The 25,593-nt window shown below is 64.7% G+C and carries 24 protein-coding genes; 22 read left to right on the forward strand and 2 right to left on the reverse strand.

From position 1 onward, the window contains the following. A partial coding sequence (locus G3N98_RS24250; RefSeq protein WP_206149439.1) for a LysR family transcriptional regulator occupies positions 1-143 on the reverse strand: 143 nt, incomplete at its 3' end. 169 nt (positions 144-312) lie between these two features. On the opposite strand from G3N98_RS24250, the gene G3N98_RS24255 reads away from it, so the two are divergent. The 6 genes from G3N98_RS24255 (at position 313) to G3N98_RS24280 (ending at position 7,254) form a co-directional block, all read left to right on the forward strand. Next, a complete protein-coding gene (locus G3N98_RS24255) occupies positions 313-1,998 on the forward strand; it encodes a GMC family oxidoreductase N-terminal domain-containing protein (RefSeq protein WP_206149433.1) in 1,686 nt (561 codons plus the stop codon). 460 nt (positions 1,999-2,458) lie between these two features. Then, positions 2,459-3,238, forward strand: a complete 780-nt coding sequence (locus G3N98_RS24260) for an ABC transporter ATP-binding protein (protein WP_021160426.1) — start codon at positions 2,459-2,461, stop codon at positions 3,236-3,238. Beyond that, on the forward strand, positions 3,235-3,990 hold the full coding sequence (locus G3N98_RS24265; protein WP_039351472.1) for an ABC transporter ATP-binding protein: 756 nt from the start codon (positions 3,235-3,237) through the stop codon (positions 3,988-3,990). The genes G3N98_RS24260 and G3N98_RS24265 overlap by 4 nt, the downstream gene beginning before the upstream one ends. A gap of 77 nt (positions 3,991-4,067) precedes the next feature. Then, positions 4,068-5,267, forward strand: a complete 1,200-nt coding sequence (locus G3N98_RS24270; RefSeq protein ID WP_089424139.1) for an ABC transporter substrate-binding protein — start codon at positions 4,068-4,070, stop codon at positions 5,265-5,267. A 128-nt stretch (positions 5,268-5,395) separates the two neighbouring features. After that, positions 5,396-6,280 carry a branched-chain amino acid ABC transporter permease gene (locus G3N98_RS24275; RefSeq protein ID WP_089424140.1) on the forward strand — a complete coding sequence of 295 codons (885 nt, stop codon included), beginning with the start codon at positions 5,396-5,398 and terminating at the stop codon, positions 6,278-6,280. After that, positions 6,280-7,254 (forward strand): branched-chain amino acid ABC transporter permease, encoded by a 975-nt coding sequence (locus tag G3N98_RS24280; protein ID WP_175237700.1) that lies wholly within the window; start codon positions 6,280-6,282, stop codon positions 7,252-7,254. The genes G3N98_RS24275 and G3N98_RS24280 overlap by 1 nt, the downstream gene beginning before the upstream one ends. A gap of 499 nt (positions 7,255-7,753) precedes the next feature. Here the strand turns inward: G3N98_RS24280 and G3N98_RS24285 are convergent, their stop codons facing one another. Then, on the reverse strand, positions 7,754-8,044 hold the full coding sequence (locus G3N98_RS24285) for a hypothetical protein (RefSeq protein ID WP_206149440.1): 291 nt from the start codon (positions 8,042-8,044) through the stop codon (positions 7,754-7,756). Positions 8,045-8,379: 335 nt separating this feature from the next. Between G3N98_RS24285 and G3N98_RS24290 the strand changes: the two genes are divergently transcribed. The 16 genes from G3N98_RS24290 to atpG all read left to right on the forward strand — a co-directional run bounded on the left by G3N98_RS24290 (position 8,380) and on the right by atpG (position 25,560). Next, positions 8,380-9,537 (forward strand): ABC transporter substrate-binding protein, encoded by a 1,158-nt coding sequence (locus G3N98_RS24290; RefSeq protein ID WP_206149434.1) that lies wholly within the window; start codon positions 8,380-8,382, stop codon positions 9,535-9,537. A 205-nt stretch (positions 9,538-9,742) separates the two neighbouring features. Then, positions 9,743-10,798, forward strand: coding sequence for a branched-chain amino acid ABC transporter permease (locus tag G3N98_RS24295; protein ID WP_089424144.1), 1,056 nt, complete (start codon positions 9,743-9,745; stop codon positions 10,796-10,798). A gap of 4 nt (positions 10,799-10,802) precedes the next feature. Further along, the gene (locus G3N98_RS24300; protein WP_206149435.1) at positions 10,803-12,587 is read left to right on the forward strand and encodes a branched-chain amino acid ABC transporter ATP-binding protein/permease; all 1,785 of its coding nucleotides are present in this window, start codon (positions 10,803-10,805) and stop codon (positions 12,585-12,587) included. Then, the gene (locus G3N98_RS24305; protein WP_206149436.1) at positions 12,587-13,342 is read left to right on the forward strand and encodes an ABC transporter ATP-binding protein; all 756 of its coding nucleotides are present in this window, start codon (positions 12,587-12,589) and stop codon (positions 13,340-13,342) included. The genes G3N98_RS24300 and G3N98_RS24305 overlap by 1 nt, the downstream gene beginning before the upstream one ends. A gap of 590 nt (positions 13,343-13,932) precedes the next feature. Continuing rightward, the gene (mnmG, locus tag G3N98_RS24310; RefSeq protein WP_089424147.1) at positions 13,933-15,903 is read left to right on the forward strand and encodes a tRNA uridine-5-carboxymethylaminomethyl(34) synthesis enzyme MnmG; all 1,971 of its coding nucleotides are present in this window, start codon (positions 13,933-13,935) and stop codon (positions 15,901-15,903) included. Next, complete coding sequence (gene rsmG, locus G3N98_RS24315; protein ID WP_089424148.1) at positions 15,900-16,586, forward strand: 16S rRNA (guanine(527)-N(7))-methyltransferase RsmG; 687 nt, start codon at positions 15,900-15,902, stop codon at positions 16,584-16,586. The genes mnmG and rsmG overlap by 4 nt, the downstream gene beginning before the upstream one ends. A 56-nt stretch (positions 16,587-16,642) precedes the next feature. Next, positions 16,643-17,422, forward strand: coding sequence for an AAA family ATPase (locus tag G3N98_RS24320; protein ID WP_089424149.1), 780 nt, complete (start codon positions 16,643-16,645; stop codon positions 17,420-17,422). Positions 17,423-17,453: 31 nt separating this feature from the next. Continuing rightward, positions 17,454-18,347: a ParB/RepB/Spo0J family partition protein gene (locus G3N98_RS24325; RefSeq protein WP_027788713.1), complete on the forward strand. Its 894-nt coding sequence runs from the start codon at positions 17,454-17,456 to the stop codon at positions 18,345-18,347. A 10-nt stretch (positions 18,348-18,357) separates the two neighbouring features. Next, a complete protein-coding gene (locus G3N98_RS24330) occupies positions 18,358-19,488 on the forward strand; it encodes an SLC13 family permease (protein ID WP_089471877.1) in 1,131 nt (376 codons plus the stop codon). Positions 19,489-20,056: 568 nt separating this feature from the next. Continuing rightward, on the forward strand, positions 20,057-20,581 hold the full coding sequence (locus G3N98_RS24335; RefSeq protein WP_089424151.1) for an ATP synthase subunit I: 525 nt from the start codon (positions 20,057-20,059) through the stop codon (positions 20,579-20,581). 109 nt (positions 20,582-20,690) lie between these two features. Further along, entirely contained in the window at positions 20,691-21,542 is an 852-nt protein-coding gene (gene atpB, locus G3N98_RS24340; protein ID WP_011350522.1) for a F0F1 ATP synthase subunit A, read from the forward strand. Between the two features lie 75 nt (positions 21,543-21,617). Then, on the forward strand, positions 21,618-21,887 hold the full coding sequence (gene atpE, locus G3N98_RS24345) for a F0F1 ATP synthase subunit C (RefSeq protein ID WP_006482730.1): 270 nt from the start codon (positions 21,618-21,620) through the stop codon (positions 21,885-21,887). A 129-nt stretch (positions 21,888-22,016) separates the two neighbouring features. After that, positions 22,017-22,487: a F0F1 ATP synthase subunit B gene (locus G3N98_RS24350; protein ID WP_039351436.1), complete on the forward strand. Its 471-nt coding sequence runs from the start codon at positions 22,017-22,019 to the stop codon at positions 22,485-22,487. Between the two features lie 2 nt (positions 22,488-22,489). Next, entirely contained in the window at positions 22,490-23,029 is a 540-nt protein-coding gene (locus G3N98_RS24355) for a F0F1 ATP synthase subunit delta (RefSeq protein ID WP_011350524.1), read from the forward strand. Positions 23,030-23,073: 44 nt separating this feature from the next. Continuing rightward, positions 23,074-24,615, forward strand: coding sequence for a F0F1 ATP synthase subunit alpha (atpA, locus tag G3N98_RS24360; protein ID WP_021160444.1), 1,542 nt, complete (start codon positions 23,074-23,076; stop codon positions 24,613-24,615). A gap of 69 nt (positions 24,616-24,684) precedes the next feature. After that, positions 24,685-25,560, forward strand: a complete 876-nt coding sequence (gene atpG, locus G3N98_RS24365) for a F0F1 ATP synthase subunit gamma (RefSeq protein WP_069246774.1) — start codon at positions 24,685-24,687, stop codon at positions 25,558-25,560. Positions 25,561-25,593 lie beyond the last annotated feature (33 nt).

The following is a 25,593-nucleotide window of genomic DNA, read 5'->3' on the forward strand; positions in this document are numbered from 1 at the left end:
TACAACGTGACGCCGAGCGTTTCCTGCAGATGCTTGATCTGCAGGCTGACCGCCGGCTGCGTCAGGTGCAGCTGCGCGGCAGCGCGCGTCAGGTTGCCTTCGCGCGCGACCGTCGCGAACGCGCGGAGCAGGGTGAGATCCATCGTCGTGATATGAGCGCAGCTTATAACGCAGTTCAGCATAACTCATTGGATCGGCGGCCGGCGGCCGGAGTACGCTTCATCGGTCGTGGCGCGGGGCCGCAAGCGCGGCTCGCGACGCACTATGCTGAAAATGACGCGCGGCGTTGCCCCGCGTGACAGGAGACAAACCGTGACTACCCAACGCACGCTAGAAGGCGAATTCGATTACGTGATCGTCGGCGCGGGCACTGCGGGCTGCGTGCTCGCGAACCGCCTGACCGAGGATCCCGACATCCACGTGCTGCTGCTCGAAGCGGGCGGCAAGGACGACTATCACTGGATCCACATCCCGGTCGGCTATCTGTATTGCATCGGCAATCCGCGCACCGACTGGCTGTACAAGACACAACCCGAAGCCGCGCTCAACGGGCGGGCGTTGTCGTATCCGCGCGGCCGGGTGCTCGGCGGCTGCTCGTCGATCAACGGGATGATCTACATGCGCGGCCAGCGCGAGGATTACGACAGCTGGGCGCAGGAAACCGGCGACGCCGGCTGGTCGTGGGACAGCGTGCTGCCGATCTTCAAGCGCAGCGAGGATCACCATGCGGGCGCGAGCGACGCGCACGGCGCGGGCGGCTACTGGCGTGTCGAGAAGCAGCGGCTGCGCTGGGAGATCCTCGAATCGTTCGCGCAGGCCGCGCAGCAGACAGGCATCCCGGCAACCGACGATTTCAACCGCGGCGACAATGCCGGGGTCGGCTATTTCGAGGTGAACCAGAAGCGCGGCGTGCGCTGGAACACGTCGAAGGCGTTCCTGCGGCCCGCGATGGCCCGCCCGAACCTGACCGTGATCACCGGCGCGCAGGCGCAGCGCGTGATCTTCGACGGTCGGCGCGCGGTCGGCGTCGAATACCACGGCGGCGGCACGGATTACGCCGCGCGGGCGCGTTCGGAGGTGCTGCTGACGTCCGGCGCGGTGAATTCGCCGCAGCTGCTCGAACTGTCGGGTGTCGGCGATGGCCGGCGGCTGCAGGCGCTCGGCATCGACGTCGTGCAGGATCTGCCGGGCGTCGGCGAAAACCTGCAGGATCACCTGCAATTGCGGATGGCGTTTCGCGTCGAAGGCGTGCGCACGCTCAACACGCTGTCCGCGCACTGGTGGGGCAAGCTGATGATCGGCGCCGAATATGCGTTGCTGCAGCGCGGGCCGATGTCGATGGCGCCGTCGCAGCTCGGCGCGTTCGCAAAATCCGATCCCGACGATCCCGCGCTCACGCGCCCCGATCTCGAATACCACGTGCAGCCGTTGTCGCTCGAGCGCTTCGGCGAGCCGCTGCACAGCTTCAACGCGTTTACGGCGTCCGTGTGCCATCTGCGGCCGACGTCGCGCGGCAGCGTGCATATCGCGAGCGCCGATCCGGGCGCGGCGCCCGCGATCGCACCGAACTATCTGTCGACCGACCACGATCGCCACGTCGCCGCGAACGCGCTGCGGCTCACGCGCCGGATCGCGTCCGCGCCGGCGCTCGCGCGCTATCGGCCCGAGGAAATCCTGCCGGGCCTGCAGTATCGAAGCGAAGCCGAGCTGATCGAGGCGGCCGGCGCCGTCGGCACGACGATCTTCCATCCGGTCGGCACCTGCCGGATGGGGCGCGCCGACGATGAGCGCGCGGTGGTCGACAGCCGGCTGCGCGTACGCGGCATCGCCGGACTGCGAATCGTCGATGCATCGGTGATGCCGTTCATTACATCGGGCAACACCAATTCGCCGACGTTGATGATCGCCGAGCGCGCGAGCGACATGATTCGTGCCGATCGCCGCGCGGCGCGCGAAGCGACGCCGGTGCGCACGGAGCAGGCGGTGACAGCCGCGTGACGGAACGCTGACACGCCCGACAGCGGGCCGTCATGATGACGCCCGCTGATTCGATATGCGAAACAAACTGCTGTTGCAGCAGTGGTGCCGATAGCAGCGAATACCGCCGGTTCGTCCCGCAAGATCCATGCAAGCCGTGCAGCCGCACGGCTTTTTTGTTGCATGCGTGCCGGGCCGTGCGGATGGTCAACGCACGATGATGCACGTGTCAAAAAAACAGCGTGCAAAACCGTGCACAGCCGCGTGCGACAGGGCGGCCAGCCCTATAAGTGCAAATCCCGATGATTGCACTGCACCAACGGCGAGACAATGTGGCGCAGTGTGCATACGCGTCGGCGCGGGAGACCACCCTCGAGGCGTAACACGGCGCCCGGGGCAGCCCGCTCATCCGCTGACCTGTTTCGCGGACGCTTCTCGCGAATCTTCCCGGTGCTTCGCCTGACTTCGTACGGAAGGGAACATGATTCTCGGCGACACGATTCTGGAAACACGCGGACTGACCAAGGAATTCAGGGGTTTCACGGCCGTCAACGGCGTGAACCTGCGTGTGCGTCGCGGTGCGATCCATGCGCTGATCGGACCGAACGGCGCGGGCAAGACCACCTGCTTCAACCTCCTCACCAAATTCCTGACGCCGACGGCCGGCCAGATCGTCTTCAACGGCATCGACATCACCGACGAGCGGCCCGCGCAGGTCGCGCGGCGCGGCATCATCCGCTCGTTCCAGATCTCGGCGGTGTTCCCGCACCTGACCGCGCTGCAGAACGTGCGCATCGGCCTGCAGCGCGCGCTCGGCACCGAATTCCATTTCTGGCGCAGCGAACGCACGCTGAAGCGGCTCGACGACCGCGCGATGGACCTGCTCACGCAGGTCGGCCTCACCGATTTCGCGCAGGTGCCGACCGTCGAGCTCGCGTACGGCCGCAAGCGCGCGCTGGAGATCGCGACCACGCTCGCGATGGAGCCCGAACTGATGCTGCTCGACGAGCCCACGCAGGGGATGGGCCACGAGGACGTCGATCGCGTGACCGCGCTGATCAAGAAGGTCGCGAGCGGGCGCACGATCCTGATGGTCGAGCACAACATGAACGTGATCGCGGGCATCTCCGACACGATCACCGTCCTGCAACGCGGCGAGGTGCTGGCCGAAGGCTCGTATGCGGAAGTGTCGAAGAATCCGCTCGTCATCGAGGCCTACATGGGCAGCGCCGACGCGGCGCTCGCGGGGGCGCACGCATGAAGCACAGCGAACGGGAGGAACGCGAATTGAGCGGCGTCGAAAGCGGTACGCCCGCGCTGGAGATCACGGGCCTGGAGGCCTGGTACGGGGAATCCCACATATTGCACGGTGTCGACCTGACGGTGCATCGCGGTGAAGTCGTCACGCTGCTCGGCCGCAACGGCGCGGGCCGCACGACGACGCTGCGCGCGATCATGGGCCTGACAGGCCGCCGCAGCGGGTCGATCAAGGTCGCGGGCAACGAGACGATCGGCCTCGCGACGCACCGCATCGCGCATTACGGCATCGGCTACTGCCCGGAGGAGCGCGGGATCTTCTCGAGCCTGTCGTGCGAGGAGAACCTGATGCTGCCGCCGCTGATCGGGCCGCGCGAGCACGCGATGCCGATCGACGAGATCTACGCGATGTTCCCGAACCTCGCGTCGCGCCGGCAGAGCCAGGGCACGCGGCTGTCGGGCGGCGAGCAGCAGATGCTCGCGGTCGCGCGGATCCTGCGCACCGGCGCGAACCTGCTGCTGCTCGACGAGATTTCCGAAGGCCTCGCACCGGTGATCGTGCAGGCGCTCGCGCGGATGATCGTCGCGCTGAAGGCGCGCGGCTACACGATCGTGATGGTCGAACAGAATTTCCGCTTCGCCGCGCCGCTCGCCGACCGGTTCTACGTGATGGAGCACGGCAGCATCGTCGAGCATTTCCAGGCGGCCGAACTGGAAAGCAAGATGCCGACCCTGCACGACCTGCTCGGGGTGTGACGCCGCCCCGTTTCCCTTGCCGCTAGCCGTGGCGGCCCTCGAACAACCACAACGCATCAGAACAACAGGAGACGTCAATGAAAATGAAGACCCTCGCACAGGCCTGTCTCGCACTCGCGACCGCCGCGCTCACCGCCGGCGCCGCACATGCGGCGGATACCGTGAAGATCGGCTTCATCACCGACATGTCGGGGCTTTACGCGGATATCGACGGGCAGGGCGGCCTCGAGGCGATCCGCATGGCAGTGGCCGACTTCGGCGGCAAGGTGCTCGGCAAGCCGATCGAAGTTGTTTACGCGGATCACCAGAACAAGGCCGACATCGCCGCATCGAAGGCGCGCGAATGGATGGACCGCGGCGGGCTCGACCTGCTGGTCGGCGGCACGAACTCGGCCACCGCGCTGTCGATGAACCAGGTCGCGGCCGAGAAGAAGAAGGTCTACATCAACATCGGCGCGGGCGCCGACACGCTGACCAACGAGCAGTGCACGCCGTACACGGTCCACTACGCATACGACACGATGGCGCTCGCGAAGGGCACCGGCTCGGCGGTGGTGAAGCAGGGCGGCAAGTCGTGGTTCTTCCTGACGGCCGACTATGCGTTCGGCAAGGCGCTCGAGAAGAACACGTCGGACGTCGTGAAGGCGAACGGCGGCCAGGTGCTCGGCGCGGTGCGCCACCCGCTGTCCGCGTCGGATTTTTCGTCGTTCCTGCTGCAGGCGCAATCGTCGAAGGCGCAGATCCTCGGCCTCGCGAACGCGGGCGGCGACACGATCAACTCGATCAAGGCCGCGAAGGAGTTCGGCATCACGAAGACGATGAAGCTCGCCGCGCTGCTGATGTTCATCGACGACGTGCACAGCCTCGGCCTCGAGACGACGCAGGGCCTGGTGCTGACCGACAGCTGGTACTGGAACCGCGATGCGGCGTCGCGCCAGTGGGCGCAGCGCTACTTCGGCAAGATGAAGAAGATGCCGTCGAGCCTGCAGGCGGCCGACTACTCGTCGGTGACGACCTACCTGAAGGCGGTCCAGGCCGCCGGCACGACCGACTCCGACAAGGTGATGGCCGAGCTGAAGAAGATCAAGATCAACGACTTCTACGCGAAGGGCTATATCCGCACGGACGGCAGCATGATCCACGACATGTACCTGATGGAAGTGAAGAAGCCGGCGGAATCGAAGGAGCCGTGGGATTACTACAAGGTGCTCGCGACGATTCCGGGCGAGCAGGCGTTCGGGACCAAGCAGGAAACGCGCTGCGCGTTGTGGAAGTAGGCAGGGCGTAGCGGCGCGCGCGGGCGCGCCGCTCGGTGGCGGCCGCAGCGATGTGCCCGCTGCGCCGCCCGCGCACGCGCTGCATGAAGGTTGCGCGCGCAACGAAACTCATTCTGACGGCTAAGTCGATGGAAATCTTTGGCATTCCGTTGCCGGCGATGCTGAGCCAGTTGCTGCTCGGGCTCGTCAACGGCTCGTTCTACGCGATCCTGAGCCTCGGGCTCGCGGTGATCTTCGGGCTGCTCAACGTGATCAACTTCGCGCACGGCGCGCTGTTCATGCTGGGCGCGATGCTCGCGTGGATGGGCCTGTCGTATTTCGGGCTGCCGTACTGGGCGATGCTCGTGATCGCGCCGCTGCTGGTCGGTGCGTTCGGGATCCTGATCGAGCGCTCGATGCTGCGCTGGCTGTACAAGCTCGATCACCTGTACGGGCTGCTGCTCACGTTCGGGCTCACGCTGGTCGTCGAAGGCGTGTTCCGGTCGATCTACGGCTCGTCCGGCCAGCCGTACGACGTGCCGTCGCAGCTGTCCGGCGCCACCAACCTCGGCTTCATGTTCCTGCCGAACTACCGCGCGTGGGTGGTCGTCGCGTCGCTCGCGGTGTGTCTCGCGACGTGGTTCGTGATCGAGAAGACGCGCCTCGGCGCGTACCTGCGCGCGGGCACCGAGAACCCGAAGCTCGTTGAGGCGTTCGGCGTGAACGTGCCGATGATGATCACGCTCACCTACGGCTTCGGCGTTGCGCTCGCCGCGTTCGCGGGCGTGCTGGCTGCGCCGGTGATCCAGGTGTCGCCGCTGATGGGCCAGCCGATGATCATCACCGTGTTCGCGGTGGTCGTGATCGGCGGGATGGGCTCGATTCTCGGCTCGATCGTCACGGGCCTGCTGCTCGGCGTGATCGAGGGCTTCACGCGCGTGTTCTACCCCGAAGCGTCGGCCACGGTCGTGTTCGTGATCATGGCGATCGTGCTGCTGTTCCGCCCGGCGGGCCTCTTCGGCAAGGAAAAATGATGCAGAGAAAAGTGCTCTACGGCGTGCTGCTCGCCGCACTGCTCGCCGCGCCGTTCATCGGCGCGTATCCGGTGTTCGTGATGAAGGTGCTCACGTTCGCGCTGTTCGCGGCCGCGTTCAACCTGCTGATCGGCTATACGGGGCTGCTGTCGTTCGGCCATGCGATGTTCCTCGCGACCGCCGGCTATGCGACCGGTTATTCGATGCAGACGCTCGGTTTCACGCCGGAGCTCGGCGTGCTGGTCGGCACCGTTGCCGCGACGCTGCTCGGGCTCGTCGTCGGGCTGTTCGCGATCCGGCGGCAGGGCATCTACTTCGCGATGATCACGCTCGCGTTCGCGCAGATGGTCTACTTCATCTACCTGCAGGCGCCGTTCACGCACGGCGAGGACGGGCTGCAGGGCGTGCCGCGCGGCCGTCTGTTCGGGCTGCTCGACCTGTCGAACGACGTCGCGCTGTACTACGTCGTGCTGGCAGTGGTGGTCGCCGCGTGCGCGTTCATCGTGCGGGTCGTGCATTCGCCGTTCGGCCAGGTGCTCGTCGCGATCAAGGAGAACGAAGCGCGCGCGATCTCGCTCGGCTACGACACCGACCGCTTCAAGCTGCTCGCGTTCATCCTGTCGGCGGGCATCGCGGGGCTGGCCGGCTCGCTGAAGGTGCTCGTGCTCGGCTTCGAGACGCTGTCGGACGCGTACTGGACGATGTCGGGCCTCGTCGTGCTGATGACGCTCGTCGGCGGGATGGGCACGCTGTTCGGGCCGCTGCTGGGCGCGGCGCTGATCGTCGCGCTGGAAGACCGGCTCGGCGACATCGGCGAATGGCTCGCGTCGACGACGGGCGTCGCGTGGTTCCATTCGCTCGGCGAATCGGCGACGATCGTCACCGGGCTGATCTTCATCGCATGCGTGCTCGCATTCCGGCGCGGCATCGTCGGTGAAATGGTCGCGCGGATCAAGCCGCTCAGGGCGTCCTGAATGCGTGCGGCGCGCGTCACCGGCCGTTGATGCGAAGCACCATCCGGCATGCTCCGGAAGGGCGCAGGAGCGGGCTCGGGCCGGCGCCGTGCGGCAGACTAGTGCCCCATTTTCGTGCGGCGATGCACCATAGGGGTAAATGCTAAGTTGTCGTGGTGCTTAAGCCTCTTTAAGATTCACCCTAGTTCTGATGCACCGCGAAACGAATTTGCAGGTGGAGAACGAGGAGACAATCGAGGCACAAAGTGCCCGGACCCCAAAGCGCTGTTGGACGGAATCCAACAGCGCTTTTTCATTTGCGTGCACGGATTTGCGCTGTTGGTGCAGCGGCCTGCGCGGAGCCGTATTCCGCGCTTGCGTTCGCACCGCGCTTCTTCAGCGCTTCGCCGCGTCCCCCCGTTTTCCAGATTTCCGCTTTCCCACGATTCGTTCGCCAACGATGCGCAGCCGTGCGCCGGCCGTTCGGGCTAACCCGGTTGGCGTGCGCAAAACGCGTCCGTTACACTCGGCTTTCGCCGACCGCGCGGTCGGGAAAATCGGTCGGCAGTTCTCCTACAAGCAGAATGCAGAAGAGGGAGTACGGTTGGATGAGCAGCGCAGGACGATGGATCGGGGCAGGAAGGGCGGCGGGTGCCGTTCGTTCGTCGTGGGGTTGGGCTGCTGTCGCCGCGGCCTTCCCGAGCCGTTCTGCGGCCTGTAGGCGCGTTCCGGCGTCATCGCCGGTCGTTGCGTGCGCATCCGTGTCGATATTCGCATCCGCATTCGCATGAGCGGCCGGCTTCCCGATCATGCGCCGCGCACGGGCCTGGCCGCATCAGGCCGGATCGACGTGCCTTTCGTTGATCGTTGTGCACGCATCGATTGCGCGCACGATCGCGCCTTTCTCCGCTTTCTTCATCCAGACGACACCGCCGCTGCGCATCGTGACGGTCGAACGACCGTTTCGACCGCCGGCCGGTGCGTCCGCGCGTGGTGCCGTCCGGGTGCCGTTGAAGACGGGGTGTTTCACGGGAAAACGAGCGTAGACGCGGTATGGCGAGATAGTTAATTTATTAACTTGTTTGGGGACCGGGAGCCGCCCGAGCGACCCGAGGCTTTTTCGAGCAGCGTTTGGAGACAACGTAAATGAAGATGAATCGATGGATGGAGGCCGTGTTCGCCGCGGGCCTCGTGTGCGCGGCGGCAACGGCGTCGGCGCAGGTGAAGATCGGCGTGACGCTGTCGGCCACCGGGCCGGCCGCGTCGCTCGGGATTCCGGAAAAGAACACGATCGCGCTGCTGCCGAAGGAAATCGCCGGCAAGAGCGTGCAGTACATCGTGCTCGACGACGCATCCGACACGAGCCGCGCGGTGCAGAACGTGCGCAAGCTGATCGATGAAGATCACGTCGACGCGATCATCGGCTCGTCCGTCACGCCGAACTCGCTGGCAATGCTCGACCCCGTGTCGCAGGGCAAGACGCCGACGATCTCGCTCGCGGCGAGCGCCCAGATCATCTCGCCGATGGACGCGAAACGCGCATGGATGTTCAAGGTGCCGCAGAACGACCAGTTGATGGCCGACGCGATCGCCGGCTACATGGCGAAGCACGGCGTGAAGACGGTCGGCTTCATCGGCTTCGCCGATGCGTACGGCGACAGCTGGTACAAGACGTTCGATGCGGCGGCCGCGAAGAACGGGCTGAAGCTGGTGTCGAACGAGCGCTACAACCGCACCGACGCGTCGGTGATGGGGCAGGTGCTGAAGCTGATGGGTTCGAATCCGGATGCGGTGCTGATCGCCGGCTCGGGCACGCCGGCGGCGCTGCCGGCGAAGACGCTGAAGGAGCGCGGCTACAAGGGCAAGGTGTACCAGACGCACGGGGTCGCGAACAACGACTTCCTGCGCGTGTGCGGCAAGGATTGCGAAGGCGAGATCCTGCCGGCCGGCCCGGTGCTCGTGACCGACCAGCTGCCCGATTCGAACCCGGTGAAGAAGCCGGCGCTCGGCTACAAGGCCGCGTACGAGAAGGCGTACGGCGCGGGCTCGCTGGCGACGTTCGGCGGCCATGCGTGGGATGCCGGGCTGCTGCTGCAGCGTGCGATTCCGGAAGCGCTGAAGAAGGGCCAGCCGGGCACCGAGGCGTTCCGCGAGGCGCTGCGCGCGTCGATCGAGAACGTGAAGGACCTGCCCGTGTCGCACGGCGTGATCAACATGACACCGACCGACCACAACGGCTTCGACACGCGTGCGCGCGTGATGGTGCAGATCGTCGACGGCAAGTGGAAGCTGCAGGCCGAGTAAGCATCACGTGAAACCGGCGCGCGCGGCGCGAATGGCGCCGTGCATGCCGTCGGCAGGGCGCCGGGCCCGACGGGCCACGACCATGCCCATGTCGTGTGGAACCACAGGGGCTCTGCGTGGCGCCCGACGCGTCGATCTTGCGGCCCGAGCGCCCCGGCCGTTCCCGTCTTTCGTTTCACCGCAGCATTCTCGATACACGAAACGTATGGATCTCTCGATTGCAGCGATCCTCGCGCAAGACGGCATCACGACCGGCGCCATTTATGCATTGCTGTCGCTGGCGCTCGTGCTGGTGTTTTCCGTCACGCGGGTGATCTTTATTCCCCAGGGCGAATTCGTCGCCTACGGTGCGCTGACGCTTGCCGCGTTGCAGGCGCAGAAATTTCCCGCCACCTGCTGGCTGCTGTTCGTGATGGGCATCGCGTGCTTCCTGCTCGAAGTCGGCGGCCTGATCCGGCATCGCGAACGGCGCCATCAGCTCGGCCGCACGCTCGCGACACTCGGCAGCCGCTACATCCTGCTGCCGCTCGCGGTGTTCGCGATCACGCGCAGCTTCGCCGTGCAGCCGCTGCCGATGCTCGCGCAGATCGCACTGACGCTCGCGATCGTCGTGCCGATGGGGCCGTTCGTCTACCGGCTCGTGTACCAGCCGATCGCCGAAGGCACGACGTTGCTGCTGCTGATCGTGTCGGTCGCCGTCCACTTCGCGATGGTCGGTCTCGGGCTCGTGATGTTCGGCGCGGAAGGCTCGCGCACCAACGGCTTCTCGGATGCGTCGCTGTCGATCGGCAGCATGACCGTGTCGGTGCAGAGCATCCTGGTCGTCGTGACGGCGCTCGTGCTGATCGGCGCGCTGTACGTGTACTTCGGCCGCACGATCGCCGGCAAGGCGCTGCGCGCGACGTCGGTGAACCGGCTCGGCGCGCGGCTCGTCGGCATCGGCACGACCGAGGCCGGGCGGCTCGCGTTCACGTTCGCGGCGGGGCTCGGCGTGCTGTCCGGGATCCTCGTCGGCCCGCTGACGACGATCTACTACGACTCGGGCTTCCTGATCGGCCTGAAGGGTTTCGTCGGCGCGATCATCGGCGGGCTCGTCAGCTATCCGCTCGCGGCCGCCGGCTCGCTGCTCGTCGGCGTGCTCGAATCGTATTCGTCGTTCTGGGCGAGCGCGTACAAGGAGGTGATCGTGTTCACGCTGATCATTCCGGTGCTGCTGTGGCGGAGCTTCGCCACGCCGCACGCGGAAGAGGAAGAGGAGTGACACGATGAAGACGATGGTACGCAACAAGACCTTCTGGGTGTTTCTCGTGGTGCTGTTCGCGCTGCCGGTGCTGCCCGGCGCGCTGCAGGTGCCGGAATACTGGATCACGCTGCTGAACTACATCGGCCTCTACGCGATCGTCGCGATCGGGCTCGTGCTGCTCACGGGCGTCGGCGGAATGACGAGCTTCGGGCAGGCCGCGTTCGTCGGCATCGGCGCCTACGCGACCGCGCTCCTGACGACGCGCTACGGCGTGTCACCGTGGTTCGCGCTGATCGTCGGCGTCGTGCTGACGGCGCTCGTCGCGCTCGTGCTCGGCGCGGTCACGATGCGGCTGTCCGGCCACTTCCTGCCGCTCGGCACGATCGCGTGGGGCCTCGCGCTGTTCTATCTGTTCGGCAATCTCGAACTGCTCGGCAAGTACGACGGGATCAACGGGATTCCGGCGCTGAACCTGTTCGGCATCACGCTCGACAGCGGCCGCAGCCTGTATTGCCTGATCTGGGCCGTCGTGCTGGCCGCGATCGTGTCGGTGCAGAACCTGCTGAACAGCCGCCCGGGCCGCGCGATCCGTGCGCTGCGCGGCGGCGGCGTGATGGCCGAGGCGATGGGCGTGAACACCGCGTGGATGCGCGTCGTGATCTTCGTCTACGCGGCCGTGCTCGCGGCCATCTCGGGCTTCCTGTACGCCCACCTGCAGCGTGCGGTGAACCCGACGCCGTTCGGGCTGAACCACGGGATCGAGTTCCTGTTCATGGCCGTGGTCGGCGGCGTGTCGCACGTGTGGGGCGCCGTGCTCGGCGCGGCGATCCTGACCGTGCTGCAGGACTACCTGCAGACGCTGCTGCCGAAGCTGCTCGGTTCGGAAGGCAACTTCGAGATCATCGTGTTCGGCGTGCTGATGGTGCTGCTGCTGCAGTACGCCCGCCAGGGCGTGTGGCCGTTCGTCGCCAGGCTGTTCCCGCGCGGGCCGCGTGCGCATGTACCCGAGCACGCCGACCCGTTGCCGCAACGCGCGAAGCCCGCGGCCGGCGAGCCGCTGCTCGTCGTCGACAACGCGCGCAAGCAGTTCGGCGGCCTCGTGGCCGTCAACGACGTCAGCTTCGACGTGAAAGCGGGGCAGATCATCGGGCTGATCGGCCCGAATGGCGCCGGCAAGTCGACCACGTTCAACCTCGTGACGGGCGTGCTGAAGCCGACGGGTGGCACGATCACGTTCCGTGGCGAACGCATCGACGGGCTCACATCGCGCCAGATCGTCCGCCGCGGCATCGGCCGGACGTTCCAGCACGTGAAGCTGTTGCCGGCGATGACGGTGCTCGAGAACGTCGCGATCGGTGCGCACCTGCGCGGCCATACGGGCGTGTGGCGCAGCGTCGTGCGGCTCAATGCTCACGAGGAAGCGCAGTTGCTGGCCGAGGCCGCCCAGCAGATCCGCCGCGTCGGGCTCGAAAAGCACATGTACGACGAAGCGGGCAGCCTCGCGCTGGGCCAGCAGCGGATTCTCGAAATCGCACGGGCGCTGTGCTGCGACCCGACGCTGCTGCTGCTCGACGAGCCGGCCGCCGGGCTGCGTTACCAGGAGAAGCAGCAACTCGCCGACCTGCTGCGGCGGCTGAAGGTGGAAGGCATGAGTGTGTTGCTCGTGGAACACGACATGGATTTCGTGATGAATCTCACCGACCGGCTGGTGGTGATGGAATTCGGCACGCGGATCGCGGAAGGGCTGCCGCAGGACGTGCAGCAGGATCCGGCGGTGCTCGAAGCGTATCTGGGCGGGGTGGAGTGATGACGGACACGACGATGCCGATTCTCGACGTGCGCGGGCTGGCGGTCCGGTACGGGAAGGTCGAGGCGCTGCATGGCGCGGCGATCAAGGTTGGTGCGGGGCAGATCGTCAGCGTGATCGGCCCGAACGGGGCCGGCAAATCGACGCTTTTGAACGCGATCATGGGCGCGCTGCCGGTGACCGGGCATGCTTCGGGCGCGGTCGTGTATCGCGGTCACGATGTCGGTGCCCTGCCGGTCGAGCAGCGCGTCGCGCGCGGGATGTGCCTCGTACCGGAAAAGCGTGAGCTGTTCAGCACGATGACGGTCGAAGACAACCTCGTGCTGGGTGCGTATCGGCGCAAGCAGGCCGGTGAAGCGAACTTCCTCGACCAGCTCGATCACGTGTTCGCGCTGTTTCCGCGGCTGAAGGAGCGGCGCAAGCAGGCAGCGGGCACGCTGTCCGGCGGCGAGCGGCAGATGCTCGCGGTTGGCCGCGCGCTGATGGGCAAGCCCGACCTGCTGATGCTCGACGAGCCGAGCCTCGGGCTGGCGCCGCTGATCGTGAAGGAGATCTTTCATATCATCAGCGCGTTGCGTGGTACGGGCGTGGCGACGCTGCTGATCGAACAGAATGCGCGGGCGGCGCTGCAGATCTCGGACTACGGCTATGTGCTGGAGACGGGCGAGTTTGCGCTGGAAGGGCCGGCAGCGGAACTCGCGCAGAATCCACGTGTGATCGAAACCTACCTCGGGTTAGCGAAGAAAACGGCTTGATCGGAGGCGCGGTGGGTGGGGAACGGGCGGCGTGTTTCACGTGAAACACGCCGCTTTTGTTTTTGGGTGAAGCTCTGACTCCCATGCATCGGCGGTTAACAACCAGGGGATAAGTACCGGAGGAACAATCAAAAGCTCTGTGCAGTGGCGTTGGAGGGAGGTATCAACAGCGCAGATGGCGATCCGGTTTGTCGACCGGAGTTGGCTGCCACTCGTTCCACAGAATGATGATGTGCCGGGTCACAGGGGATAAGTGTCGAGCGTACCGACGGAAATTCTGTGAGGGAGGGGGCACAGGGTGTTTCACCTGGGTATTGGGCGGAACACAGGCCTCGAGCGGGTTATATGTTCCACGTGAAATTTCTCGACACATGGATCCCTGCACAGGCGTAACGATGTGCGGAGGGCGGGTCGGATTGTTCGCAGGCGGAGGCGCAGAACCACAGATTCATCGGTCCAACGCCGAAAAATCGTCGAAATGCACAGACCCTACCATTCGGACGGCATTCGGGTGAAAAGCGAACCCGCTATAATTCGCCCCATACATTTCTCTGATAGGTTCGTGCGCAGCCCTGCGTGCGGAATCCACCATGCTTTTTCCCACAGAATTTGACGTCATCGTCGTCGGTGGCGGTCATGCCGGCACCGAAGCCGCGCTGGCGTCCGCCCGCATGGGCGCAAAGACACTGCTGCTGACCCACAACATCGAAACGCTTGGGCAGATGAGCTGCAATCCGTCGATCGGCGGCATTGGCAAGGGCCATCTGGTCAAGGAAGTCGATGCGCTGGGCGGCGCAATGGCAGCCGCGACGGACGAGAGCGGTATCCAGTTCCGGATCCTCAATTCGTCGAAGGGGCCGGCCGTGCGCGCGACGCGTGCGCAGGCCGACCGTATCCTGTACAAGGCCGCGATCCGCCACCGGCTCGAGAACCAGCCGAACCTCTGGCTGTTCCAGCAGGCCGTCGACGACCTGATGGTCGAAGGCGACCGCGTGGTGGGCGCCGTCACGCAGATCGGCATCCGCTTCCGCGCCCGCGCGGTCGTGCTGACCGCCGGGACGTTCCTTGACGGCAAGATCCACGTCGGCCTGAACAACTATACGGGCGGCCGCGCGGGCGATCCGGCGGCCGTGTCGCTGTCGTCGCGCCTGAAGGAGCTGAAGCTGCCGCAGGGCCGCCTGAAGACCGGTACGCCGCCGCGTATCGATGGCCGCTCGATCGATTTCTCGCAGCTGACCGAGCAGCCGGGCGATCTCGATCCGATTCCCGTCTTCTCGTTCCTGGGCCGCGCGGAGCAGCATCCGCAGCAGCTGCCGTGCTGGGTCACGCACACGAACGAACGTACGCACGACATCATTCGCGGTGGTCTCGACCGTTCGCCTATGTATACAGGCGTGATCGAAGGCGTCGGGCCGCGCTATTGCCCGTCGATCGAGGACAAGATTCACCGGTTCGCGTCGAAGGAATCGCACCAGATCTTCCTGGAGCCGGAAGGGCTGACGACCAACGAGTTCTACCCGAACGGGATCTCGACGAGCCTGCCGTTCGATGTCCAGCTCGAGCTTGTGCATTCGATGCGCGGCCTCGAGAACGCGCATATCCTGCGCCCCGGCTACGCGATCGAGTACGACTACTTCGATCCGCGTGCGCTGAAGGCGTCGCTCGAGACGAAGGCGATCAACGGGCTGTTCTTTGCGGGCCAGATCAACGGCACGACCGGCTATGAAGAAGCGGCCGCGCAGGGTCTGCTGGCCGGCCTCAATGCGGGCCGCTACGTGCAGGAGAAGGACGCATGGTGCCCGCGCCGTGACCAGGCCTACCTCGGCGTGCTGGTCGACGATCTCGTGACGCGCGGCGTGGCCGAGCCGTACCGGATGTTCACGAGCCGCGCCGAGTATCGCCTGAGCCTGCGCGAAGACAATGCGGACATGCGCCTGACCGAGATCGGCCGCGAACTGGGGCTCGTCGACGACGCGCGCTGGGACGCATTCAGCCGGAAGCGTGACGCTGTTTCACGTGAAACCGAACGCCTGAAGTCGACGTGGGTCACGCCGAAGACGTTGCCGGCGGAAGAGGCGACCGCGCTCCTCGGCAAGGCGATCGACCACGAATACAGCCTCGCCGAGCTGCTGCGCCGCCCGGGTATCAGCTACGACGGTGTGTGTGGGCTGAAGGGCGGCGAATGCGGCCCCGCAGAGCCGCTGGCCGACGATCCGGTGATGCTCGAGCAGATCAAGGAGCAGGTCGAGATCGGCATCAAGTATCAGGGCTATATCGAGCGCCAGGCCTCGGAGATCGAACGCAACGACGCGAACGAGAACACGCGCCTGCCGGACGGTATCGATTACCGCGAAGTCCGCGGGCTGTCGTTCGAGGTGAGCCAGAAGCTCAACGAGTTCCGGCCGGAGACGATCGGGCAGGCATCGCGCATCTCGGGTGTCACGCCGGCGGCGATCTCGCTGCTGATGGTGCACCTGAAGCGCCGCGGCCTCGGGCGCCGTAATGGCAGTGCCGCAGAGGCAACGGAGCAGGGGGACGGCGCCGTCCCGACGCAACAATGACGGCGCGTCGCGCGCCGGCGGTTAATCGGGACGTACTGGAGCAGATGCTCGTCGAAGGCACGACGGCGCTCGACCTCACCCTGACGGATGCACAACTCAACCAGCTGCTCGACTACGTCGCGCTGCTCGGCAAGTGGAACGCGGTCTACAACCTGACCGCGATCCGCGACCCGAAGCAGATGCTGATCCAGCACATCCTCGATTCGCTTTCCATCGTCCCGCATCTGCGCGGCCGTGCATCGGCCCGCGTGCTCGACGTCGGTTCGGGCGGCGGGTTGCCCGGTATCGTGCTGGCGATCGTCGAGCCGGATTGGCAGGTCACGCTGAACGATATCGTGCAGAAGAAGTCTGCCTTCCAGACTCAGATGCGCGCGGAGCTGAAGCTCGCGAACCTGTCGGTGGTCACCGGCCGGGTCGAATCGCTGCAGCCGGGTGTCGAAGTGCCGGAAAAATTCGACATGATCGTATCCCGCGCTTTCGCGGATCTATCCGACTTCGTTAAACTTGCTCGACATCTGGTCGCGCCGGGCGGATCGATCTGGGCGATGAAGGGCGTGCATCCGGACGACGAGATTGCGCGATTGCCGGAAGGCAGCCGCGTGAAGCAGACGATACGGCTGGCGGTGCCGATGCTCGATGCCGAACGGCATCTGATCGAAGTGGCCGTCGACGAAGCGAATTGAAGGGCCGGCGCGCAGTAGCGCGCCGTTTGTTTGAAGGTAAAGGGAACACACCAACGATGGCAAAGATCTTCTGCGTTGCGAACCAGAAGGGGGGCGTCGGCAAGACGACGACATCGGTCAATCTCGCCGCAAGCCTTGCAGCGCAGGAGCAACGAGTCCTGCTGATCGATCTCGACCCGCAGGGTAACGCGACGATGGGCAGCGGGATCGACAAGGCTGCTTGCGAAGCGACCGTGTACGAGGTGCTGGTCGACGGCGTGTCGGTGACCGATGCGCGCATCCGTCCGGACGGCGTCACCTACGACGTGCTGCCCGCGAATCGCGAGCTGTCCGGTGCCGAGATCGAACTGATCAGCATCGACAACCGCGAGCGCCGGCTGAAGGCTGCGCTCGAGCGCGTGTCCGACGACTACGACTTCGTGCTGATCGACTGTCCGCCGACGCTGTCGCTGCTGACGCTGAACGGGCTGTGCGCGGCGCACGGCGTCGTGATTCCGATGCAGTGCGAGTACTTCGCGCTGGAAGGGTTGTCGGATCTCGTCAACACGATCAAGCAGGTTCACGCGAACATGAACCGCGACCTGAAGATCATCGGCTTGCTGCGCGTGATGTTCGATCCGCGCATCACGCTGCAGCAGCAAGTTTCCGATCAACTGAAAGCGCACTTCGGCGACAAGGTGTTCGACGCGGTGATTCCGCGTAACGTGCGCCTGGCGGAAGCGCCGAGTTACGGGCTGCCGGGCGTCGTGTTCGACCGCAGCTCGCGCGGTGCGCAAGCGTATCTCCAGTTCGGTGCCGAGATGATCGACCGCGTTCGCGCGTTCGAGGTGTCGTGATCCGGACATGAGCGAAGCGAGGAAGAAAGACATGAACGCGGTACCAAAGAAGAAGGGCTTGGGACGTGGCCTCGAAGCGCTGCTCGGCGGCAGTGCCGATATCACCGAAGCGGTGAAGATCGAAGGGGCACCGAACACGCTCGCGCTCGGCAAGCTGCAGGCCGGCAAATACCAGCCGCGTACGCGGATGGACGAAGGCAGCCTGCAGGAGCTCGCGGCAAGCATTCGCGCGCAGGGCGTGATGCAGCCGATCCTGGTACGGCCCATTTCATCAGACAAATACGAGATCATCGCGGGTGAGCGCCGTTTCCGTGCGGCGCGCCTGGCGGGTCTCGATGAAGTGCCGGTGCTCGTGAAGGACGTATCGGATCAGGCCGCCGCGGCGATGGCGCTGATCGAGAACATCCAGCGCGAGGATCTGAACCCGCTTGAAGAAGCGCACGGTATCCAGCGCCTGCTCGACGAGTTCGGTTTCACGCACGAACAGGCGGCCGAATCGGTCGGCCGTTCGCGCAGCGCGGTATCGAACCTGCTGCGCCTGCTGAACCTGGCTTCGCCGGTGCAGACGATGCTGCTGGCCGGTGATCTCGACATGGGGCACGCGCGCGCGCTGCTCGCCGTCGATGCGGCCACGCAGATCACGCTCGCCCATCAGGTCGTCAACAAGCGCATGTCGGTGCGTGAGACCGAGAAGCTCGTCACGCACACGACGAAGGAAGCGCCGGCGGTGAAGGCGCGCGCGAAGGACGATGGCGGTCGCGATACGCGCCGTCTCGAGGAGGAGTTGTCCGACCTGCTCGCGTCGACGGTGAAGATCAAGCTTGGCCGCCGCGGGCGAGGGCAGGTGACGATCGACTTCGGCAACCTCGACGCGCTCGAGGGCATTCTCGTGCGACTGCGCGGCAACGTCGCAACCGAAGAGTAAAGGGCGGCGCATGACGGAGACGGACGCACCGGCGCCGCGCCGGTGGTTGGGGTGGCTTGCGCAGGAGCCCGTGCTATCGGTGCTCGTGCTTGGGCTGATCGTGCTGCAATGGGTGCGTCCGCAACCATTTTCCGTGTTGGCCGATCGCGTCGACTGGCAGACGGTCGCGACGCTCGCGGGCCTGCTGATGCTGACCAAGGCGCTCGAGTTGTCCGGCTGCCTGATGTGGCTCGCACACCGCATCGTGCACCACGTGCACTCCGAACGCGGGCTCGCGATGCTGCTCGTCGGGTTCGCCGCGTTGCTGTCGATGTGGCTCACCAACGACGTCGCGCTGTTCGTCGTCGTGCCGCTGATGGTGTCGCTGCGTGCGCTGACGCCACTGCCGTTCCGGCGGCTCGTGATCGTCGTCGCGCTGGCCGTCAACGCGGGGTCCGTCGCGACGCCGCTCGGCAATCCCCAGAATCTTTTCCTGTGGCAATTGAGCGGCGTGTCGTTCGGCCGCTTCGTGGTCACGCTTGGGCCGCTCGCGATCGCGCTGATGGCGCTGCTGCTCGTGCTGACCGCGTGCGCGTTTCGTGCCAAACCGCTCGACCTGTCCGGCGACGTCGTCGCCATTCCCGTACAACGCCTGCACGCGCTGATCGCGGCGGTGCTGTTCGCGGCCTTCGTGCTGCTCGCCGATGCGCACCATCCGCTGCCGGGCCTGCTTGCCGTCGCGGTCGTGCTGCTCGTCGCCAAACGTGACGCAGTCCTGAAGATTGACTGGCTGCTGCTGCTGATCTTCGTGCTGATGTTCGTCGTGCTGCGTAGCGCGGCTGCGCTGCCCGTCATCCATGATGCGATTGCGCATGCGAATCTCGATTCACCGCTGCGCATCTTTGCGGCCGGTGCCGTGCTGTCGCAGGGCATCAGCAACGTGCCGGCCGCGATCCTGCTGTCGGAGTTCACGCATGACTGGCGTGCGCTCGCGTTCGGCGTATCGGTCGGCGGATTCGGTTTCGCGATCGGCTCGCTGGCGAACCTGATCGCGGTGCGTCTCGCGAAGGAGCCGCGCATGTGGCTGCCGTTCCACCTGGTCTCGATTCCGTTCGCGCTCGCCAGCGCGGCAGTCGGCGCGTGGCTGCTCGTTCACGGTTGAACGACGCGGATGCGTGTGGCACAGGCGTGCCATTCGGGTGGCGGGGAGGGTGCACAGCATTCGCGCTGGTGTGGGGCTGTTGATAAGTGCCGCACTCCACAGTCGATCGACTGTGGTGGCATGACAACTGATTGGATGATTCGTTGCGTCAGCATCAGTCCGGATTTCGCACATCCGGCGCGGCCGGGTGATCACAGAGTTTCGTCTGTTCGGGGCTTCGTGCTGAACTCGAGCCCGGAGCCGCGCCACAGCGTGGGCGCTGGGTGGTGATCGTGCCGCCCTGACGGCACCCGCGCCGGGCATCGTTTCCTCGCCATTCCCTCGTCGCCGGATTTTTTCGAGCAAGAAATACCGGTGCAAAAAAGCGACCTTACAACTGTCATCGTACGTCGTCGAATCGCCCGTTTTTTCACATGATGAGGCGTCGTTTTACGCAGGTTTTTGTCGCGTCTAAAGCCTTGAATCACTTGCAACTATCGCTTACAATCGCCCGGATTTGTTAGCTAGGCACCCCTGAAAGCTTTCAGAAAGCTTGGGGCCGGGTTCAAGGATTTTGCGGAAGATTGCGATGGCGGGTCAGGCGCCGGACGACAGGCACGATGATCAGCGCACGCAACGCACCGCTTCAGCGGCCGGCGAGCGGCGCGAATTCGACGATGACTGGGATGCCGAGCAGCAAGATAACAACATCGTTCCGCTCACGCGGGCAGACGCCGAAAAGCTGTTCGGCCCGAACGTGAGCAAGCCCTCGCGCGTGACCCCCTATAAGGTGGTATTCGCGCAAGTGGTTCTGTCCCTGGTTGCAACGCTGGCGTGGTGGCTGTTTTCAAAGTCGCCGGGCGCCGCTGCGCAATCCGCGTTTCTGGGCGGAGCGATTGGCTGGGTGCCCAGTGCGGTATTCGTGGCACGACTGAAGGCAGGTGGCTCGGCCACCGTGATGAGCTGGGTGATGGGCGAAGCCCTGAAGCTCGCTCTGACGATCGGGATGTTCACTGCAGTGGCGTTCGGCTGGTCCGGCGTGCACTGGGTGCCGTTCCTCGTCACGTACCTCGTCGTGCTGAAGACGTACTGGATCGCGCTGGCCTGGCGGTAAGGAACAAGCAGCGTGCGGTTTCGACAACGAACCGCACCAGCCCGTTCCCGCAATAGCGTGTTGCGGAACGGGCAAAACGATTTTCGACAATTTGGGTGGCATTAACGATATGGCAGCTAGCGAAGGCACGCGCGGTCCGGATCCGTCCGAGTACATTGCGCACCACTTGCAGAATTTCTCCACCTCGCATCAGACGTCGATTTTCGACATCCACGTCTGGAATCTCGACACGCTGTTCTGGTCGATCGTTTGCGGCATCGTGACGATCCTCGTGCTGCGTCTGGCCGCCCGCAAGGCGACGTCGGGCGTGCCGGGCCGTTTCCAGTGCGCGATCGAGATGCTCGTCGAGATGGTCGAAGACCAATCGAAGGCCATCGTTCACGGCAATCGTACCTTCATCGCTCCGCTCGCGCTCACGGTGTTCGTGTGGGTCGCGCTGATGAACTCCCTCGACTTCCTCCCGGTCGACCTGCCGGGCCGCGTGATCGGCCTGCTCGGTCTGTCGGACGTGATTTCCCACCATCGCATCGTCCCGACGGCCGACCTGAACGGCACGCTCGGCATCGCGCTCGGCGTGTTCGTCCTGATGATCTACTACAGCATCAAGATCAAGGGCGCGGGCGGCTTTGTGCATGAGCTGCTGTCGGCACCGTTTGGCGCCCACCCGCTGCTGTGGATCCCGAACCTCGCGCTCAACATCGTCGAATATCTCGCGAAGACCGTCTCCCTCGGTATGCGGCTGTTCGGCAACATGTACGCGGGTGAGCTGTTGTTCCTGTTGATCGCCCTGCTCGGCAGCATGTGGAGCTTCGGTGGCGACGCAACGTTCCTCGGCTTCGTTGGTCATGTGATCGCGGGTAGCGTCTGGGCAATCTTCCACATCCTGATTGTTCTGTTGCAGGCATTCATTTTCATGATGCTGACGCTGGTGTATCTCGGCCAGGCGCACGACAAGCACTAAGCGCGGCGTGCAAGAAAGAGTTTCCGTTTTAGTTTTTTAAATCTCAGTTCCAAGTCTTTTCACAAAGGAGTGATCATGCAAGCTTACATCGCCAACATCCAGGGTCTGACCGCCATCGGTATCGGCATCATCATCGGCCTGGGTGCAATCGGCGCCTGTATCGGTATCGCGCTGATGGGTGGTAAGTACATCGAAGCCTGCGCACGTCAGCCGGAACTCATCAACCCGCTGCAAACGAAGATGTTCCTGCTGGCTGGTCTGATCGACGCGGCATTCCTGATCGGCGTGGGTGTTGCAATGCTGTTCGCGTTCGCGAACCCGCTCCTGTCGAAGCTCGCAGGCTAAGGTTCCTCGGAAATATGCGTCCGGCGCAAGCCGGCGCAGGGCGGAACGGAGACTTGGGGCGCTGATCGAATGCAACTCGATGAGCGCCTTACCGTTTCATTTTTCCGGAATAGCAGATAAGGAAACACCGTGAATCTCAACGCAACTCTGTTTGCGCAAATGGTCGTGTTCCTGGTCCTCGCGTGGTTCACGATGAAATTCGTGTGGCCGCCGTTGATCAACGCCCTCGACGAACGTTCGAAGAAGATCGCCGACGGCCTCGCCGCCGCCGAGAAGGGCAAGGCAGAACTCGACGCAGCGCACAAGCGCGTGGACCAGGAACTCGCGCAGGCCCGCAATGACGGCCAGCAGCGCATCGCCGACGCTGAAAAGCGTGCCCAGGCGGTCGCCGAGGAAATCAAGGCCAACGCCCAGGCTGAAGCCGCCCGCATCATCGCCCAGGCGAAGGCGGAAGCAGAACAGCAAATCGTGAAGGCGCGCGAAGCGCTGCGTGGTGAAGTCGCTACGCTGGCCGTGAAGGGCGCCGAGCAGATCCTGAAGCGCGAAGTCGATCAAACGGCCCACGCCCAACTGCTGAATCAACTGAAAGCCGAGCTCTGATCATGGCCGAACTTGCAACCATCGCCCGCCCTTACGCAGAAGCGCTGTTCCGCGTGGCCGAGGGCGGTGACATCGCCGCCTGGTCCACGCTCGTGCAAGAGCTGGCCCAGGTTGCGCGTCTGCCGGAAGTCCTGTCGGTCGCGTCGAGCCCGAAGGTGACGCGCACGCAAGTAGCCGAGTTGCTGCTTGCTGCGGTGAAGTCGCCGCTCGGAGCTGGCGCCGAAGCGAAGAACTTCGTGCAGATGCTGGTCGACAATCATCGCATCGCGCTGCTGCCGGAAATCGCCGAGCAGTTCGAGGCGCTCAAGAACGAACGTGAAGGTGCAGCCGACGCCGAGATCGTGAGCGCGTTCCCGCTGAACGGCGCGGATCTCGAGAGTCTCGTCTCGGGCCTCGAACGCAAGTTCAAGCGCAAGCTGAAACCGACGGTCGCAGTCGATTCGTCGCTGATTGGCGGCGTGCGCGTGACGGTCGGCGACGAAGTGCTCGACACCTCGGTTCGCGCGCGCCTCGCATCGATGCAGGCTGCGTTGACCGCCTGAGCGCCACGCCGGCACGCAACAGAATTGACTATCAGGAGCGAATAATGCAACTCAATCCCTCTGAGATCAGCGAGCTGATCAAGAGCCGGATCCAGGGCCTTGAAGCGAGCGCAGACGTTCGCAACCAGGGCACCGTGATCTCCGTGACCGACGGTATCGTGCGTATCCACGGCCTGTCGGACGTGATGCAGGGCGAAATGCTCGAGTTTCCGGGCAACACGTTCGGCCTCGCGCTGAACCTCGAGCGCGACTCGGTCGGCGCGGTGATTCTCGGCGAATACGAACACATCTCGGAAGGCGACATCGTCAAGACGACGGGCCGCATTCTCGAAGTCCCGGTTGGTCCGGAACTCGTCGGCCGCGTGGTCGACGCGCTCGGCAACCCGATCGACGGCAAGGGCCCGGTCAACGCCAAGCTGACCGACGCGATCGAAAAGATCGCCCCGGGCGTGATCTGGCGTAAGTCGGTGTCGCAGCCGGTGCAGACGGGCATCAAGTCGATCGACGCAATGGTGCCGATCGGCCGTGGCCAGCGTGAGCTGATCATCGGCGACCGTCAGTGCGGCAAGACCGCGGTGGCGCTCGACGCGATCATCAACCAGAAGGGCAAGGACCTGATCTGTATCTACGTCGCGATCGGCCAGAAGGCTTCGTCGATCATGAACGTGGTTCGCAAGCTCGAAGAAACGGGCGCGATGGAATACACGATCGTCGTCGCCGCTTCGGCTTCGGATTCGGCAGCGATGCAGTACCTCGCACCGTACGCCGGCTGCACGATGGGCGAATACTTCCGCGACCGCGGCCAAGACGCGCTGATCATCTATGACGACTTGACCAAGCAAGCCTGGGCATACCGTCAGATCTCGCTGCTGCTGCGCCGCCCGCCGGGCCGTGAAGCGTACCCGGGCGACGTGTTCTATCTCCACTCGCGTCTGCTCGAGCGTGCTGCTCGCGTGTCGGAAGAGTACGTCGAGAAGTTCACGAACGGCGAAGTGAAGGGCAAGAGCGGCTCGCTGACGGCACTGCCGGTCATCGAAACGCAGGCTGGCGACGTGACCGCGTTCGTTCCGACGAACGTGATCTCGATTACCGACGGCCAGATCTTCCTGGAAACCGACCTGTTCAACGCAGGCATCCGCCCGGCAATCAACGCCGGCGTGTCGGTGTCGCGAGTCGGTGGCGCCGCTCAGACGAAGGTCGTGAAGAAGCTGTCGGGCGGTATCCGTACCGACCTCGCGCAGTATCGTGAACTGGCGGCATTCGCGCAGTTCGCATCGGACCTCGACGAAGCGACCCGCAAGCAGCTCGAGCGCGGCCGCCGCGTGACGGAACTGCTGAAGCAGCCGCAGTACCAGCCGCTGCAGGTGTGGGAACTGGCCGTGTCGCTGTACGCCGCAAACAACGGCTACCTCGACGACCTCGACGTCAAGCAAGTGCTGTCGTTCGAGAAGGGCCTGCGCGAAAACCTGAAGACCAGCCACGCTGACCTCATCAAGCGCATCGAAGACACCAAGGATCTCTCGAAGGACGACGAAGGCGCACTGCGCTCGGCGATCGAATCCTTCAAGAAGTCCGGTGCCTATTGATCCGCGAGTGACACACTGAGGCCGCGCGGGTGCTGATGCGCCCGCGCCGCTTCGGTCAAGGAGCAAGCTATGGCTGGAATGAAGGAAATTCGCGGCAAGATCAAGAGCGTGCAGAACACGCGCAAGATCACGAAGGCGATGGAGATGGTGGCCGCATCGAAGATGCGCCGCGCGCAGGAACGCATGCGCGCCGCTCGTCCGTATGCGGACAAGGTCCGTGCCATCGCCGCGCACATGAGCCGCGCGAACCCGGAGTACCGCCACCCGTTCATGGTGGCGAACGAAGGCGCGACGACGGCCGGCATCATCCTTGTCACGACGGACAAGGGGCTGTGCGGTGGTCTGAACACCAACGTGCTGCGTGCGACGGTGCAGAAGTTCAAGGAGCTGGAAGAGAAGGGCCAGAAGGTCGAAGCCACCGCGATCGGTAGCAAGGGCCTCGGGTTCCTGAACCGCTTCGGTGCGAAGGTGATGTCGCAGGTCGTGCACCTCGGCGACACCCCGCATCTGGACAAGCTGATCGGCGCCGTGAAGACGCAGCTCGATCTGTACTCGGAAGGCAAGCTGTCGGCGGTTTATATCGCTTACACGCGCTTCGTCAACACGATGAAGCAGGAAGCCGTGATCGAGCAGTTGCTGCCGCTGTCGTCGGAACACTTCGAAGCCGATGACGGTACGCCGGCCACGTCGTGGGACTACATCTACGAGCCGGACGCGCAGGCAGTCGTCGACGAACTGCTCGTGCGTTACGTCGAGGCGCTGGTGTACCAGGCCGTCGCGGAAAACATGGCGTCCGAGCAATCGGCGCGCATGGTCGCGATGAAGGCCGCGTCCGACAACGCGAAGACGGTGATCAGCGAACTGCAGCTCGTATACAACAAGAGCCGTCAGGCCGCGATCACGAAAGAACTGTCGGAGATCGTCGGCGGCGCAGCCGCTGTTTAAGCGCGCGCCCGGGACGACAACTGCGCCTTTGCG

It is taken from the genome of Burkholderia sp. Tr-20390, from assembly GCF_017104595.1.
GTDB lineage: Bacteria > Pseudomonadota > Gammaproteobacteria > Burkholderiales > Burkholderiaceae > Burkholderia.

Coding starts and splice junctions, on each gene's coding strand:
- G3N98_RS24260 (WP_021160426.1), top strand. CDS start 2,459: ATGATTCTCGGCGACACGATTCTGGAAACACGCGGACTGACCAAGGAA.
- G3N98_RS24265 (WP_039351472.1), top strand. CDS start 3,235: ATGAAGCACAGCGAACGGGAGGAACGCGAATTGAGCGGCGTCGAAAGC.
- G3N98_RS24270 (WP_089424139.1), top strand. CDS start 4,068: ATGAAAATGAAGACCCTCGCACAGGCCTGTCTCGCACTCGCGACCGCC.
- G3N98_RS24275 (WP_089424140.1), top strand. CDS start 5,396: ATGGAAATCTTTGGCATTCCGTTGCCGGCGATGCTGAGCCAGTTGCTG.
- G3N98_RS24280 (WP_175237700.1), top strand. CDS start 6,280: ATGCAGAGAAAAGTGCTCTACGGCGTGCTGCTCGCCGCACTGCTCGCC.
- G3N98_RS24285 (WP_206149440.1), bottom strand. CDS start 8,044: ATGATCGGGAAGCCGGCCGCTCATGCGAATGCGGATGCGAATATCGAC.
- G3N98_RS24290 (WP_206149434.1), top strand. CDS start 8,380: ATGAAGATGAATCGATGGATGGAGGCCGTGTTCGCCGCGGGCCTCGTG.
- G3N98_RS24295 (WP_089424144.1), top strand. CDS start 9,743: ATGGATCTCTCGATTGCAGCGATCCTCGCGCAAGACGGCATCACGACC.
- G3N98_RS24300 (WP_206149435.1), top strand. CDS start 10,803: ATGAAGACGATGGTACGCAACAAGACCTTCTGGGTGTTTCTCGTGGTG.
- G3N98_RS24305 (WP_206149436.1), top strand. CDS start 12,587: ATGACGGACACGACGATGCCGATTCTCGACGTGCGCGGGCTGGCGGTC.
- mnmG (WP_089424147.1), top strand. CDS start 13,933: ATGCTTTTTCCCACAGAATTTGACGTCATCGTCGTCGGTGGCGGTCAT.
- rsmG (WP_089424148.1), top strand. CDS start 15,900: ATGACGGCGCGTCGCGCGCCGGCGGTTAATCGGGACGTACTGGAGCAG.
- G3N98_RS24320 (WP_089424149.1), top strand. CDS start 16,643: ATGGCAAAGATCTTCTGCGTTGCGAACCAGAAGGGGGGCGTCGGCAAG.
- G3N98_RS24325 (WP_027788713.1), top strand. CDS start 17,454: ATGAACGCGGTACCAAAGAAGAAGGGCTTGGGACGTGGCCTCGAAGCG.
- G3N98_RS24330 (WP_089471877.1), top strand. CDS start 18,358: ATGACGGAGACGGACGCACCGGCGCCGCGCCGGTGGTTGGGGTGGCTT.
- G3N98_RS24335 (WP_089424151.1), top strand. CDS start 20,057: ATGGCGGGTCAGGCGCCGGACGACAGGCACGATGATCAGCGCACGCAA.
- atpB (WP_011350522.1), top strand. CDS start 20,691: ATGGCAGCTAGCGAAGGCACGCGCGGTCCGGATCCGTCCGAGTACATT.
- atpE (WP_006482730.1), top strand. CDS start 21,618: ATGCAAGCTTACATCGCCAACATCCAGGGTCTGACCGCCATCGGTATC.
- G3N98_RS24355 (WP_011350524.1), top strand. CDS start 22,490: ATGGCCGAACTTGCAACCATCGCCCGCCCTTACGCAGAAGCGCTGTTC.
- atpA (WP_021160444.1), top strand. CDS start 23,074: ATGCAACTCAATCCCTCTGAGATCAGCGAGCTGATCAAGAGCCGGATC.
- atpG (WP_069246774.1), top strand. CDS start 24,685: ATGGCTGGAATGAAGGAAATTCGCGGCAAGATCAAGAGCGTGCAGAAC.